Genomic DNA, 14221 nt, shown 5'->3' with positions numbered 1-14221 from the left:
GGAGGTCATTTTCAATAAGGAGATGTTAGCGTTCGATGGCCAGCGCCACCCCTTGCCCGCCGCCTATACAGAGCGTGGCAATCCCTTTGCGGGCATTACGCTTCTTCATTTCGTGGACCAGCGAAACCAGGATCCGGCAGCCGGACGCACCGATAGGATGACCCAGCGCGATCGCGCCGCCGTTAACGTTGACCCGCAGAGGATCCCACTCCAGCATTTTTCCGACGGAGATCGCCTGCGCGGCATAGGCTTCGTTCACTTCGATCAGATCCACATCCGAAAGCTGCCATCCCGCGCGCTCCAGACAGCGGCGGGTCGCGTAGACCGGTGCGATCCCCATTAACGCAGGATCAACCCCTACGCTGGCGAATGCTTTAATGCGGGCCAGGACGGGAAGATCGAGTTCAAGGGCTTTGCTTTCGCTCATCATCATCACGGCGGCAGCGCCGTCGTTAATGGAAGAGGCATTTCCCGCCGTCACCGAGCCCTGCATTTCAAACGCGGGGTTCAGTCTCGCCAGGCCTTCGGCACTGGCGTCGGTGCGGGGCTGTTCATCGGTATCAACGAGGATGCGCTCGCCGCTCTGACGCTGCGTGCTGACCGGGACAATTTCGTCGCGAAAACGACCGGAATCAATCGCCGCGCGCGCTTTTTGCTGCGAGCTTAGCGCATAGGCATCCTGCACCTCACGGCTGATGCCGTACTCGCGCGCCAGGTTTTCCGCCGTCACGCCCATATGATAGTCATTGAACGCATCCCACAGCCCGTCATGCACCAGGCTGTCGAGCAGCTGACTGTTGCCCAGCTGTGCGCCGGTCCGGCTGTCGGTCAACACGTGCGGCGCGCGGCTCATATTTTCCTGCCCGCCCGCGATGATCACATCCGCTTCACCACACTGAATGGCTTGCGTCGCGAGATGCAGCGCTTTTAATCCTGAACCGCAGACGTCGTTGATGGTGATGGCCGAAACGGTATTGGGCAGCCCGCCCTTCAGCGCCGCCTGACGCGCAGGGTTTTGCCCGGCACCGGCCGTGAGGACCTGTCCCAGGATCACCTCATCAACTTCATGTGCTGCAATCCCGCTGCGTTCCACCAGCGCTTTTACCACTACGCTGCCCAGGTCTACCGCCGAGTGACGCGCGAGCGATCCCTGAAAACAGCCGATAGCTGTACGCAACGCACCCACTATTACGACATCTTTCATCACGACCTCTGTGTTAAATGACATGACGATAGTAGAGGATTGTTACTGGCAATTATCTTAATTGTTTAAAAATAGTGAGTTTAATCACAAGGATCAGCGCGCATCCTGCAGATACTGCCGCAGCCAGCTTCCGGCAACGCCGGGAGGGGATCGTTTATTCCACAGCAGATCGATGCCGATCGCCCGCGGCCAGCCGGGAACATTGAGCTGTACCAGGGATTTCGCGGCGGCAAATTCATCCACCAGCGCGCACGGCAGCACGCACCAGCCAAATCCCTGTACCGCCATACTCAAGAGTAACAGGTAATTCGGCGCTGACCAGACGGGCCCGCGCGCGATCTCAGCCTCGCGCTCAAGATAGGTGCTGAGCCGCAGCTCCCGCCAGCCGTGCAGCTCATCATGCTGAACGTCATGTTGTCCGGCCAGCGGATGCGTGGTCGCGACGTAGATCGCCATGCGGGTCTGCATCGGCAACCGGGTGACGCCAATATCCGTAGGGTAACTGTCTCGCGCTTCCGTCAGGCCAATCTGCGCTCGCTCCTTTTGCAGCAGATCGATCACGTCCTCCTCCTCACCAATCAGACATTCGAATTCCGTATGGGGAAAACGCGCATCAAACTGTTTCATCATCTCTTCCAGCACGTCCGGGTTAAGAGTATCGGAAAGGACAAACGTCAAACGCGCCTCCGTTTGCGCCGTTAGCGACACCGCCAGCTCATCCAGCCGCGTGCTGGCGGCCAGGATGGCCTGCACGTAGCCCAGCACCTGTTCTCCCTGCACCGTTAACACCGGCTGGCGCGCCGAGCGGTCAAACAGCTCGAAACCCAGATCGGCTTCAAGATTGGCAATCGACGTACTGATCGTCGACTGGCTTTTACGCAGCCTTCGCGCGGCAGCGGAAAAAGAGCCCGCCGCAACGGTCTCGACAAACGCCTTAAGGGCTTCGGGTGAATAGCGCATAACCTATCTACTTTAGCGATGGATACCATCTTTAATATATCAGCTTTAGCGATGAAAATAGGCCACATCAACGCCCATACCGGCGAATTAATGAGGTCTATGACTATGCAACATCAGGATGCACTCCAACGTAAACTGCCGGAGCGGATCTTTCATGCTGTCTGTTTTGAAGGGATTGCGACGGCGATCCTCGCCCCTACGGCGGCGTGGCTCATGCAGCGTTCCGTGGTGGAGATGGGTGGGCTGACCATTATTCTGGCCACCACCGCCATGCTGTGGAACATTATTTATAACTTCGGCTTCGACCGTTTCTGGCCCGTTCAGCGCGTCAAACGTACCGCAAAAGTGCGTGCGCTGCATGCGCTGGGGTTCGAATGCGGGTTTATCGTGATTGGCGTGTCGATTGTCGCCGCCGTGCTGGGCGTTACCCTGCTTCAGGCATTCACGCTGGAAATAGGTTTCTTCCTGTTCTTCCTGCCGTACACCATGTTCTATAACTGGGCATACGATTGCCTTCGCGAGAAATTTCTTAAGCGTCGCCAGCAACGGCGCGCCCTGGCAGGCTAAACAGCCTCTGGCCGGACGCCCGTTCCGGCCAAACTCCTTCGAAGCAACTGCGCTCTCCGTGCATAACTATGGTAAATTGCACTCCATTCCGATGGTTTGATAGTTGATACGTTGCTCTAATGTCGAAAATTTGGTCAAAAGATGAGACTCTCTGGAGTTTCGCTCTCTACGGCACTGCCGTGGGTGCAGGGACGCTGTTTTTACCCATTCAGCTGGGATCCGCAGGCGCTATCGTCCTGTTTATTACCGCCCTCGTGGCCTACCCCTTAACCTACTGGCCGCATAAAGCGCTGGCGCAATTTATTCTGTCGTCGAAAACAAAAGGCAACGAAGGGATCACCGGCGCCGTTTCGCACTACTACGGCAGGAAGATTGGCAACCTGATCACCACGCTCTATTTCATCGCCTTCTTTGTGGTGGTGCAGATTTATGCGGTGGCCATCACCAACTCGTTAACCGAGCAGCTGGCGAAACACCTGACGGTGGATACCGCCGTTCGCGTGCTGGTCAGCCTGGGGGTGGTGCTGGTCCTGAATCTGATCTTCCTGATGGGGCGCCATATCACGATAAAAGTGATGGGCTTCCTGGTGTTTCCGCTGATTGCCTATTTTCTGTTTGTCTCGCTCTATCTGACCGGAAGCTGGCAACCCTCGCTGTTGACCAGCCAGATGGCGTTCGATCGCCATACGCTGCACCAGGTCTGGATTTCGATTCCGGTGATGGTGTTTGCTTTCAGCCATACCCCGATTATCTCAACGTTTGCCGTTGACCGTCGCGAGAAGTTTGCCGACGGTGCCATGGATAAATGCAAGAAAATCATGAAGGTGGCGTACCTGATCATCTGCCTGAGCGTGCTGTTCTTTGTCTTCAGCTGCCTGCTCTCAATTCCGCCGTCGTACATTGTGGCCGCCAAAGAGCAAGGGGTAACGATCCTGTCCGCGCTGTCGATGATGCCTTCTTCACCGGCGTGGCTGGGCATTTCCGGGATTATCGTGGCGATTATTGCGATGTCGAAATCGTTCCTCGGCACCTATTTTGGGGTGATTGAAGGGGCGACGGAGATCGTGAAGTCGTCGCTCAATCAGGTGGGCGTGAAAAAGAGCCGCGCCTTTAACCGCGCGATTTCCATTATGGGGGTGTCGTTAATCACCTTTGCCGTCTGCTGCATTAACCCGAACGCCATTTCGATGATTTACGCCATCAGCGGCCCGCTTATCGCCATGATCCTGTTTATCATGCCGACGCTGTCGACGTATCTGATCCCCTCCCTGAAACAGTACCGCTCGATTGGCAACCTGCTGACGCTGATCGTCGGCGTGCTGTGCGTGTCGGTGATGTTTGTCGGCTAACTCCCTTTCATGCCCGGCGTTCTGCCGGGCATGACTCTCAGTCTCGCCCTGCGGATTCCAGTGGAAAAGGCCTGTCCTGCACGACCGTTTTCATGACAAGCGTAGATCGAAGATGCTGCACGCCGGGCATGGCGGAGAGCTTCTCGTCATAGAGCTTCTGGAAAGCGGAGAGGTCGCGGGTCACGACGTGCATCAGATAATCGGGATCGCCAAACAGACGCTGTGCCAGCACGATCTGCGGAATTTCCTCCACCGCCGCTTCAAACGCGCTAACCGCCTTTCTGTCACCCTCCTTCAGCGTCGCAAACACTATCGCCAGGAAGTTGAATCCCATTTTGGCGGGGTCGAGGCTGGCACGGTATCCCGTTATCGCCCCGCTTTGCTCCAGCGCCCGCACGCGGCGATGGCACGGCGAGAGGCTCAGATTCACTCTTTCCGCCAGCTCGGTAAGGGATAAACGGCCATCAGACTGCAGCTCAGCAAGAATTTTTCGATCGATGCTATCCATGTGGAAGATTTTCTCATTTTCACGGTGTTATGAGCATAACATTGAAAGCCTATTTCGCAGGGTTAGCGATATTCTTTTTCTCAACGTTTGACGCACTGCGGGAGTCTTCAGGACGATGGAAATGAGTATTGTGGCCGGCTTTTGGGTGGTTTCTTTTCTGCTTATCATGACGCCGGGCGCCGACTGGGCCTACGCCATTAGCGCCGGGATTAACGGGCGACGCGTGGTACCGGCGGTGATGGGGTTAATGTCCGGGCATCTGTTAGCCACGCTGATTGTGGTGGCAGGCGTGGGCGTAGTGATTGCTCAACACCCGATGGCGTTAACCGGGCTGACCGTCGCGGGGGCCGCGTATCTCCTGTGGCTTGGCATAACGTTGCTGCGTCATCCGGCCGCCCCGGAAAAGGCCAGCCACCACGCGGGAAACTGGAAACAGTGGGCGGTGAAAGGGCTCTGCATTAGCGGCCTTAACCCGAAAGTTTTTTTGCTGTTTTTGGCGCTGCTTCCGCAGTTTACCGACCCGACCGGAAGCTGGTCGATAGCGATGCAGATGTCCGCGCTTGGCGTGATGCACCTTATCACCTGTACGCTGGTCTATATGCTGGTGGGGTATGGTTCGAAAGCGGTACTGGCGACCCGGCCACAGGCAGCGCGTCTGGTGAGCAGGGCGTCGGGAGGGATAATGGTGCTGATCGCGATGGTATTGCTGTTTGAGCAGGTAAGATAAAAAAACACCGGCCATCGCCGGTGTTATTTACGCCCGAATATCGTCATATTCCCGCGTTTTATCAAACTCATGCTTCGCGAACGGGCACAGCGGGATAATTTTGCGGTTCTCACCGCGCATCTTCTCCACCACTTTCGCCACCAGCTGTTTACCGACGCCCTGCCCTTTCAGGCTCTCATCCACGTCGGTGTGCTCGATAATGCTCAGGTGCTCGCCGGTCGGCACGAAGACAATCTCCGCAACCTGGTTGCCGTTCGCATCATTGACGTAAAACTTGTTATGGCCTTCCAGAATATCCATGGTTCCTCGCTTATTTTTGGCGATACTTCAGCGCACCGCTCGGGCAGGTATCAATTACGCGTACAACCGTTTCAATGTCCACTTCATCGGGAATGATCCACGGCTTACGTTTCAGATTAAACAGCTTAGCGCTGCCACGCACGCAGTTACCTGAGTGTTTGCAGATCCCGGTATTGAAGTAAACGTCAATTTTCTCGCCGGTATAGGCCCGGTAACCCGCATCCAGTAGTTCTTTATCCATGACATTGCCTCTGTAATTATTATCGTGCTGAATGAAGCATAGCCTTACGGGATCCTGATGGCTATATACCCGTCATACTTCAAGCTGCAGGTGCGTTGGCTGCACTCACTCACCCCAGTCACGTACTTATGTACGCTCCCGGGGATTCGTTCCCTTGCCGCCTTCCCGCAACTCGAATTATTTAGGGTATAACGCCGAAAACGAAAAGCCAGGTCACAACTCTTTTCTCGCCAGATTGCGTCCGCTATTGGCCCATGTCAGGCTCGGCAAATGTCACTTTTACATAACTTCCGCAGGTTGAATGAAACGCAGACTCTCTTTTCAGGTAAAGCTGTTTTTAGCGCTGGTGTGCTTCTCCTGCCTGCTGTTAGGTCTGCTGGGGACAATCCTGTTTCATTTTATTGACCGTCAGCTTCATCACGATCTCGGCCAGCGCGCCCGGGTTCAGGCCAGCCAGATCGCGCTGATGCCGGGTCTGGCGGCAATGGTTGCGGCCAGGGATATTCCGGGAATAGCCCGCTTAATTCAGCCGCTGCGCGCCGAAAGCGATGCCAGCTACATTGTGATTGGCGATACCGAGGAGCAGCACCTCTATCATTCGGAGTCCCCGGAGCGGATTAATTTACCGATGATCGGCGGGGATAATGCGGAGGTGTTAAAGGGCAAAACCATTATTTCCGTACGTCAGGGCGGAATTGGGGTTTCACTGCGCAGCAAAGCGCCGATTTTTAACGCGCAGCACCAGGTGATTGGCATTGTCTCGGTCGGCTATCTGACGTCGTATATTGCCAATATTAACGCCCGCATTCTCTGGCAGGCCGGGCTTTACGGCGCAGCGCTTCTGCTGCTGCTGTTTATTTTCTCCTGGCTGTTTACCCGCAATTTAAAAAAACAGATGTTCCGGCTGGAGCCGAAAGATATCGCTCAGCTGGTTTTGCAGCAGCGCGCGCTATTAGAAGCCATGTACGAAGGCGTATTTGCCGTTAATGGCGAGAAGCAGCTGATTTTAATTAACCGCGCGGCACGCGAAATGCTGGATATTCGGCAAAGTGAGAAAGAGCTTATCGGTAAACCGCTGGAAGACATTCTGCAGACGGCGCCGGGCTTTTTATCCCAGCGCTACGCCTCGGTAAGCAGCGGCAGCCATGACCAGATTGCGGTGCTGAACCAGCGCGAGGTGATCGTCAACCGGGTAGCGATTGAGGTCGAACCGGGCGTTGAAAGCGGTTGGGTGTACAGCTTTCGCGACAAAAATGACATCAACACGCTCAGCAGCCAGCTCAGCCAGATCAAACGCTATGCGGATAACCTGCGCATTATGCGCCACGAACAGCTGAACTGGACCGCCACGCTGGTGGGGCTGCTGCAGATGAAGCACTATGACGAGGCGATCCGCTACATTCAGATACAGTCAGAAGGTGCGCAGCGCGTGCTGGACTTTGTCTCAGCCCATTTTGTCTCCCCGGCGCTGTGCGGGCTGCTGCTCGGAAAATACGTCAGCGCGCGCGAAAAAGGCATCGAGCTGCTGTTTGACCCCGCCTGCCAGCTCACCCGCATGCCTGCCGCGCTGAGTGAAACGGAGCTGATGTCCATTATTGGTAACCTGCTGGACAACGCCGTGGAGGCGACCCTCAACGCCCCGGTTCACGCGCCGGTAGAGCTCTACATTTCTGATCGTAACCAGGAGCTGCTGATCGAGGTGGCTGACCGGGGCTGCGGGGTGGACGATGCGTTGAAGCCGCACATTTTCCGCCAGGGATTCAGCAGTAAGCCGAACAGCGAAAACGACATTGTGGGTACCGAGCACGGTATCGGCCTGTTCCTGGTGGCAGGATATATCGACAAGGTCGGCGGCAGCATTGAGATTGCCGACAACACCCCGCAGGGCACTATTTTTTCTGTGTTTATCCCGAATGGACAAAAGCATGACCCGACCACTTGACGTTGTGATCGTTGAAGATGAGCCGCACCTGGCGGAGCTGCATCGCGAGTATATTGAGCAGAATTTTCATTTGCGCGTGGTGGGCATCGCCGCGTCGATTGAGCAGGCATGCAGCCTGATTCGTCAGCATCAGCCGCGGCTGATCCTGCTGGACAACTATCTCCCGGACGGTAAAGGCGTGGAGCTCATCGATAATCCGCTGCTGAAAAGCTATGAATGCTCGGTGATCTTCATCACCGCCGCCAGCGATATGCAGACCTGCAGCCACGCCATGCGCAGCGGCGCGTTTGACTACCTGATTAAGCCCGTCTTTTTCCAGCGCCTGCACGCCTCGCTGGAACGGTTTATGCGCTTCATCCACACCGTGCAGCAGGTGAAGGTGGTCGACCAGCATGCGCTGGATCGCCTGTTTAATCTTCCCGCCGCGGAAGCCTCCATTACGCCGTCGACGAAGGGCATTGAACCCCAGACGCTGGAACGGATTAAATGCCTGTTCGCCGAGTATCCCGACACCGCGATGTCGGTTGAAGAGGTGGTGGAAAGCGTGGGGATCAGCAAAACCACGGGGCGTCGCTACCTTGAATACTGCGTGGAGAGCGGGTTAATCAGCATTGAAATGCTGTACGGCAATATTGGTCATCCGCGCAGGTTATACCGCAAAGCGCCCGATAAACCATGATCCGCAACCGTTCGTTGGCTAACGTTCGCGGATTTTATGGTGTTAATTGCTGAAACGACGGCGACAATCACACTTCGGAATCATTGCCCTCGCCTCCCTATTGTAGGAGGCGCGCTTTACGCTATGTTGACAATTAGTTCCTCAAATGTAACTAAAAGGTTAACTATAATGTCGAACACGTTCCGAATTTCTCTGCTTACCGCTACTGTATTGTTCTCTGCTTCTGCACTTTCTGCCCTGCCGCAGGGCTATCCTGCTGAGTATCAAAAAGTTGTTGATGCCGCAACGAAAGAGGGCAAGGTTGTTATTTACTCCACCACCGACATCAAGGCCGCCGGGCCGCTGATCCAGGGCTTCGAAAAAACCTACCCGGGCATTAAAGTTGAATACAACGACATGAACAGCACCGAGCTGTACAACCGTTTTATCAGCGAACAGGCCTCCGGTGGGGTGAGCGGCGACGTGGTCTGGAGCTCCTCTATGGACACCGGCCTGAAGCTCGCCACCGACTACGCCATGGAGTATAAATCGCCGGAGCAAAGCCAGCTGCCGAAATGGGCGGTCTGGAAAGATAAGGCTTATGGCACTACCTATGAGCCGGTGGTCTTCATCTACAACAAGCGCCTGATCCCGGCCGGCGACGTGCCGGATTCTCACGCCGCGCTGGCGAAGCTGATTGCCAGCCAGACGGACAAATTCAAGGGCAAAGTCACCACCTACGACATCGAAAAATCGGGTCTGGGCTTTATGCTCTCGGTTCAGGATCACAACGCCGATCCTAATTACTTCAAAACCCTGGCCGACGTCGCCAAAGGGGGCTTATCGGTGCAGTCCTCTACCGGCACCATGATGGAGCGCGTCTCCTCCGGTGAAAACCTGATCGGCTTCAACATCCTCGGTTCCTACGCGGAAGCGCGTGCGAAGAACGATCCGTCGCTCGGCATCTCCTATCCAAAAGATTATACCCTGGTGCTGTCGCGCGTGTCGTTCATCAGCCAGCAATCGCAAAACAGCAACGCCGCGAAGCTGTGGCTTGACTATGTGCTGTCTGAGCAAGGGCAAAGTATTCTGGCCAGTCAGGCGGATATTCCCTCCATTCGTAACGATATCGAAGGGAAAAATGATATCGACGGCCTGACCAAAATCCTCGGCAACGCGCTGAAGCCAATTCCGGTTGATGAAACGCTGCTGGAATACCTGCAGCCGAAAAAACGCCTGGAGTACATCAAAGAGTGGCGTACCGCCGCCGGTAAATAAGCGTCTGAGCGCGGCGCAGGCCGCCGCGCTCCCTTATCGACTGAGTTCGTTTTTCTGGGCTGCAACACCAGGGATACCCCATGAATACATTACGCAGAAAGTGGCAAAGCCTGCCGCGAGGCATCGTCGTGCTGATAACCGCCCTGGTTATCTACACCCCGCTGTCGTTTATCGTGATACAGAGCTTCCTGTCCGCCCCGTTCTTTTCGCCGTCAAAAGAGTGGAGCTTTGAATCGTTTGAGTTTATTTTCACCGACCCTGATTTTTATAAGGCCCTGAAAAGCGGCTTTATTCTTGCTTTCGGGCTGGTCTTTATCTCCATCCCGCTGGGCGGCGTGCTGGCGTTTCTGATGGTGCGTACCGACCTGCCCGGCCGCCGGCTGATTGAGCCGCTGATCCTGGTCCCGATCTTCGTTTCACCGATGGTGCTGGGCTTTGGCTACGTGGTGGCCGCCGGTCCGGTGGGCTTTCTCTCCCAGTGGGCTCAGGCGCTGATTGGCTTTGTGCCGTGGAATATCTACGACATGTCGAGCATCGTGGTCATTGCCGGCCTGACGCACGTCCCGCACGCCTATCTGTATATCTCGTCAGCGCTGCGCAGCGTGAGCTCTGATGTGGAAGAAGCCGCGCGCACCGCGGGCGCGTCGCCCTGGCAGGTGATGACCTCCGTCAGCCTGCCGATGGTGCGCCCGTCCATTCTGTACGCCACGGTGCTGCTGTTCTTCCTCGGGCTGGAAGTGTTCGGCCTGATGCTGGTCCTCGGCGACCCGGAAGGCAACATGGTGCTGGCGACCTATCTCTATAAGCTGACGAACAAGATGGGCACCCCATCCTATAACCTGATGGCGGCGGTTGCCGTGGTGCTGATCTGCATCACCATCCCGCTGGTGATGCTCCAGCGTCGCCTGATGCGCACCGCCAACCGCTTCGTCACCATGAAGGGCAAAGCCTCGCAGGCCCGCGCGCTGCCGCTGGGTAAATGGCGCTGGGTGGCTGGCGGAGTGATTGCCTTCTGGCTCACCGTCACCATCGGCGTTCCGCTGCTCGGCGTGGTATTGCGCGCGTTTATCTCCAACTGGGGCGTGGGCGTTTCGCTGTGGGACGAGCTTTCTCTGAACACCTTCCGCACAATCTGGGCGCAGCCCAACCTGCTGCGCGCCATCGTCAACTCCATGGCGATTGGCGTCATTGGCGGCGCGCTGGCCGTGGTGTGCTACCTGTTTGTCGGCATTGCCATGCACCGCAAGCCGGACAACACCACGCGTTTTCTGGACTACAGCGTGCTGGTGCCTCGCGCCGTGCCTGGCCTGCTGGCGGGTCTGGCGTTCCTGTGGGTGTTCCTGTTCCTGCCGATGTGGCTCGATAACTCGCTGAAATCCGGCTGGCTTTCCGGGTTCGCCTGGACCGACTGGATGCGCGAAAACGTCATCGTCTGGCTGCGTTCGCTGCGCAGCACCATTTTCAGCGTCTGGCTGGCCTATACCGTGGTGTGGATGGCTTACGGGCTAAGGCTCATCTCTTCCACGCTGCTGCAGGTGGGGCCGGAGCTTGAGGAAGCGGCGCGTAGCACCGGGGCGACGCGCGGGCAGATCACCCGCCACGTCACCATACCGCTCTCCCGCTACGGTCTTATCGGTTCGTGGCTGCTGATGTTCCTGATCTTTGAGCGCGAATATTCAACGGGTGTGTACCTGCTTTCACCCGGCACGGAAACCATCGGCTCGATGCTGGTTTCCCTCTGGGCCGCGGGTGCCATCGATATCGTGGCGGCGCTCTCTTTCATTAACATCCTGCTGGTCGTGGTAGGTCTGGGCATTGCCCTTCGTTTCGGAGTGAAAATACATGATTGAATTAGCGGTTGACGATCTGCACTTAACCTACGGCGACAATCCTGTTTTAAAAGGTGTCTCCATGAACCTGAAGCGCGGCGAAGTGGTCTCCCTGTTAGGCCCCTCCGGCAGCGGTAAAACCACCCTGCTGCGCGCCGTCGCGGGTCTGGAAAAACCGACCCAGGGGTCGATTGTTATTGGCAACAATAAGGTTTACGACGGCACGCCGCGCAGCGAGGTCCCGGCGGAAGAGCGTAACCTGGGGCTGGTATTCCAGTCCTATGCCCTGTGGCCGCACAAAACCGTGTTTGAGAACGTGGCCTATCCGCTCAAGCTGCGCAAAGTCCCGGCCAAAGAGATCCAGCAGCGCGTGCAGGACGTGCTGGACCAGCTTGGTCTGGGCCATCTTGGCAAACGTCACCCGCACCAGCTCTCCGGCGGGCAGCAGCAGCGCGTGGCGATTGGCCGGGCGCTGGTGTACAACCCGCCGGTAATTTTGCTGGACGAGCCGCTTTCCAACCTCGACGCCAAGCTGCGCGAAGAGGCCCGCGTGTTCCTGCGCGAGTTGATTATCAAGCTCGGGCTATCGGCACTGATGGTGACGCACGACCAGAACGAAGCGATGTCCATTTCCGACCGTATCCTGCTGCTCAACAACGGCAAAATTGAGCAACAGGGCACACCGCAGGAGATGTACGGCTCGCCGAAAACGCTGTTTACCGCCGAGTTTATGGGCAGCAACAATCGCCTGCACGGCAAGGTCACCGAAGTGCGCGACGGCAAAGCGCGTATCGAAGGAAAAGGCTGGTTGCTGTGGGGTCAGGCCGGTGAAGGGGTGCAGAGCGGTGAAGAAGCGACGGCGGTGATCCGCGTCGAGCGCGTGGCGGTAGTCGAGGGGCCAGGGGAAAATCAGCTTGAGCTGCCGCTGCTCACCAGCATGTATCTCGGCGACCGCTGGGAGTACCTGTTCCGCACGGTGGGGGATGATTTTGTCATCCGCGCGTATGGGCATGAGGTTCGGGATCCGCAGCACTGCCATCTTTCGCTGCCGGAGAAGCATGTTTGGGTGTTCCCGAAAGGGTGAATGTGAGAGGAAAAGGCTGCGGGATGCAGCCTTTTTGCTTTTACAGGGTGAGAGCATGCAATCTAGCTCTCAAATATCTAATTGATGATACTTTTCCGATGTCAACAACACCTGCACTTGCCTGGTTTACAGACATTGCGGGATGCCCTGGGCTGCCGCAGATAGTGGCAGTGGCAGTGGCAGTGGCAGTGGCACGGCCAGTGTCGCACAGGAGTTCCATGCGCCCATTACGTGATGGCGCCGCAGGCTGTCCCTGCTGCAGAACTCAGGAAGCGGCCCCGATCATGCCGGCGACAATGCCAAGGAATGAGGCCCTGGTCAGCCAACTGCGGGCAAAGTTGAGGGAAAGCAGCTAGGACGGGGCAGGATTAACCGGGTCTTTACCTCCGGGCAGCATTGGCATGAAATTCTCATTGGGCAGAATGACAGCTGGCGACAGGTTAAGCTCTGGAGCATCAGATATCAGGGGGATTCAGGGCCCCGTCCGGGGCGGAAGCCATCCGGCGCGCTGCGTGAAAAATCGAGGTGAATGATTCCGAAAAGCGTACCGCAGAGAGTCTACTTTTCAAAGGTACATTTTAGTAAGTAGATTTATTGATAATCATGTGATTTTCTGCCTTTAATATTTGAAAGTAGAAAAACAGAAAGAAAAAAGCAACTTATTTAACTATTTAACTATTTAACTATTTAACTTAAGCAATGGAACATAAGATGATCTTTAAAAGATTTATTATGCTTTTGACAAATCAAGGGGAGTGCTGATGGCGTCATTGAGGTATAAGAAAACCGAAAGATCCGAGCCGGAAAGATTGAATTTCCGGCTTAGGCTTACTGCATTCGGAAATCTTATTACCTTAAGCCATCATTGCCAACCAAAGGGGATGTAAATGAATACCCCCCTTGTTTTTTCTGTCTTTTGTTAACATTTCTTAATTGTTCCTGCCTTACTATATCTTGAATCGAACTGTTGAACTCATCTATATTATTGTGCAAAACAATAGACAATTGATTTATTTTATCCAACTCATCAGATTCAATGTTGCTTTTTTTAAGAATTTGCTCAAGGTTATGATGAAAGCCCCTGATCAGGTCTAAAAGTCGTTGCGAACTATCATTGTGTTTTATTTTTTCACTTTGATAATAATCGTTTTCAAGCATAAGATTTTCAATCTCTTCCTGTAACTCTTCATTTCTTTGAGCAACACCAAAAGCTTTATTTTTCTCAAGTGTTAACTCACTTTCCACGGAGGAGACTTTTTTAATCGTTTCTGCCTGAATTACACTTGATATTTCGGACTTGATTTTATCTTTTATAACACCAAGTTCTATCGAGTGCCTTTTGTTTTGTCTTGATAGTAACTCTAAATATATTGTTCTAATCCCTTTCTTCTCATTTTCTATTTTTTCGTTAGTTTCTGATTCTGTGAGCTTAGATGAGATATAAATACTTACTAGAACCACGATTGGGTATACCAATTGAGCGGCTGAATTATCTATAGATGGTACATATTTGTTTAGCAAAAATATAATGAGTGATGGAATCGCATATTGTAGTAATGTTATGAATTTCATTT

Annotated in this window: 14 protein-coding genes; 8 read left to right on the top strand and 6 right to left on the bottom strand. The window is 54.9% G+C overall.

Features of this window, described 5'->3' with window-relative positions; translation table 11 throughout:
• Positions 1-25: 25 nt before the first annotated feature.
• Positions 26-1204: an acetyl-CoA C-acetyltransferase gene (locus LA04_RS01365; RefSeq protein WP_047650218.1), complete on the bottom strand. Its 1179-nt coding sequence runs from the start codon at positions 1202-1204 to the stop codon at positions 26-28.
• Between the two features lie 93 nt (positions 1205-1297).
• Complete coding sequence (locus LA04_RS01360; RefSeq protein WP_047650217.1) at positions 1298-2164, bottom strand: LysR family transcriptional regulator; 867 nt, start codon at positions 2162-2164, stop codon at positions 1298-1300.
• A gap of 105 nt (positions 2165-2269) precedes the next feature.
• On the opposite strand from LA04_RS01360, the gene LA04_RS01355 reads away from it, so the two are divergent.
• Both LA04_RS01355 and LA04_RS01350 read left to right on the top strand, forming a co-directional pair.
• Positions 2270-2731, top strand: a complete 462-nt coding sequence (locus LA04_RS01355; protein ID WP_023333288.1) for a multidrug/biocide efflux PACE transporter — start codon at positions 2270-2272, stop codon at positions 2729-2731.
• A 119-nt stretch (positions 2732-2850) separates the two neighbouring features.
• Positions 2851-4080, top strand: a complete 1230-nt coding sequence (locus tag LA04_RS01350; RefSeq protein WP_047650216.1) for an amino acid permease — start codon at positions 2851-2853, stop codon at positions 4078-4080.
• Between the two features lie 37 nt (positions 4081-4117).
• On the opposite strand, the gene LA04_RS01345 is transcribed toward LA04_RS01350, so the two are convergent.
• Positions 4118-4588 carry an Lrp/AsnC family transcriptional regulator gene (locus LA04_RS01345; protein ID WP_023309067.1) on the bottom strand — a complete coding sequence of 157 codons (471 nt, stop codon included), beginning with the start codon at positions 4586-4588 and terminating at the stop codon, positions 4118-4120.
• Positions 4589-4703: 115 nt separating this feature from the next.
• On the opposite strand from LA04_RS01345, the gene LA04_RS01340 reads away from it, so the two are divergent.
• Positions 4704-5315, top strand: coding sequence for a LysE family translocator (locus LA04_RS01340; RefSeq protein WP_047650215.1), 612 nt, complete (start codon positions 4704-4706; stop codon positions 5313-5315).
• 27 nt (positions 5316-5342) lie between these two features.
• Here LA04_RS01340 and LA04_RS01335 read toward each other — a convergent pair whose 3' ends face one another.
• Positions 5343-5615, bottom strand: coding sequence for a GNAT family N-acetyltransferase (locus LA04_RS01335; RefSeq protein WP_008499687.1), 273 nt, complete (start codon positions 5613-5615; stop codon positions 5343-5345).
• 10 nt (positions 5616-5625) lie between these two features.
• Entirely contained in the window at positions 5626-5856 is a 231-nt protein-coding gene (gene yjdI, locus LA04_RS01330; RefSeq protein WP_047650214.1) for a 4Fe-4S mono-cluster protein YjdI, read from the bottom strand.
• Positions 5857-6157: 301 nt separating this feature from the next.
• Between yjdI and LA04_RS01325 the strand changes: the two genes are divergently transcribed.
• From LA04_RS01325 to LA04_RS01305, 5 genes are all read left to right on the top strand, one after another.
• Positions 6158-7798: an ATP-binding protein gene (locus LA04_RS01325; RefSeq protein ID WP_047650213.1), complete on the top strand. Its 1641-nt coding sequence runs from the start codon at positions 6158-6160 to the stop codon at positions 7796-7798.
• A complete protein-coding gene (locus tag LA04_RS01320) occupies positions 7782-8477 on the top strand; it encodes a response regulator (RefSeq protein ID WP_047650212.1) in 696 nt (231 codons plus the stop codon). The genes LA04_RS01325 and LA04_RS01320 overlap by 17 nt, the downstream gene beginning before the upstream one ends.
• A gap of 168 nt (positions 8478-8645) precedes the next feature.
• Positions 8646-9734, top strand: coding sequence for an ABC transporter substrate-binding protein (locus tag LA04_RS01315; RefSeq protein WP_045355601.1), 1089 nt, complete (start codon positions 8646-8648; stop codon positions 9732-9734).
• Between the two features lie 80 nt (positions 9735-9814).
• Positions 9815-11584: an ABC transporter permease gene (locus LA04_RS01310; RefSeq protein WP_047650211.1), complete on the top strand. Its 1770-nt coding sequence runs from the start codon at positions 9815-9817 to the stop codon at positions 11582-11584.
• A complete protein-coding gene (locus LA04_RS01305) occupies positions 11577-12647 on the top strand; it encodes an ABC transporter ATP-binding protein (protein ID WP_047650210.1) in 1071 nt (356 codons plus the stop codon). Before LA04_RS01310 ends, LA04_RS01305 begins: the two co-directional genes overlap by 8 nt.
• A gap of 849 nt (positions 12648-13496) precedes the next feature.
• Here LA04_RS01305 and LA04_RS01300 read toward each other — a convergent pair.
• The gene (locus tag LA04_RS01300) at positions 13497-14219 is read right to left on the bottom strand and encodes a hypothetical protein (protein WP_047650209.1); all 723 of its coding nucleotides are present in this window, start codon (positions 14217-14219) and stop codon (positions 13497-13499) included.
• Positions 14220-14221: the final 2 nt, after the last annotated feature.

Origin of the sequence: Enterobacter sp. UCD-UG_FMILLET, assembly GCF_000762975.1 — a bacterium.
In the GTDB taxonomy this organism is placed as follows: domain Bacteria; phylum Pseudomonadota; class Gammaproteobacteria; order Enterobacterales; family Enterobacteriaceae; genus Enterobacter; species Enterobacter dykesii.
Note: the sequence above shows the minus strand (reverse complement) of the source record. Positions and strands in the feature narration are given on the sequence as shown.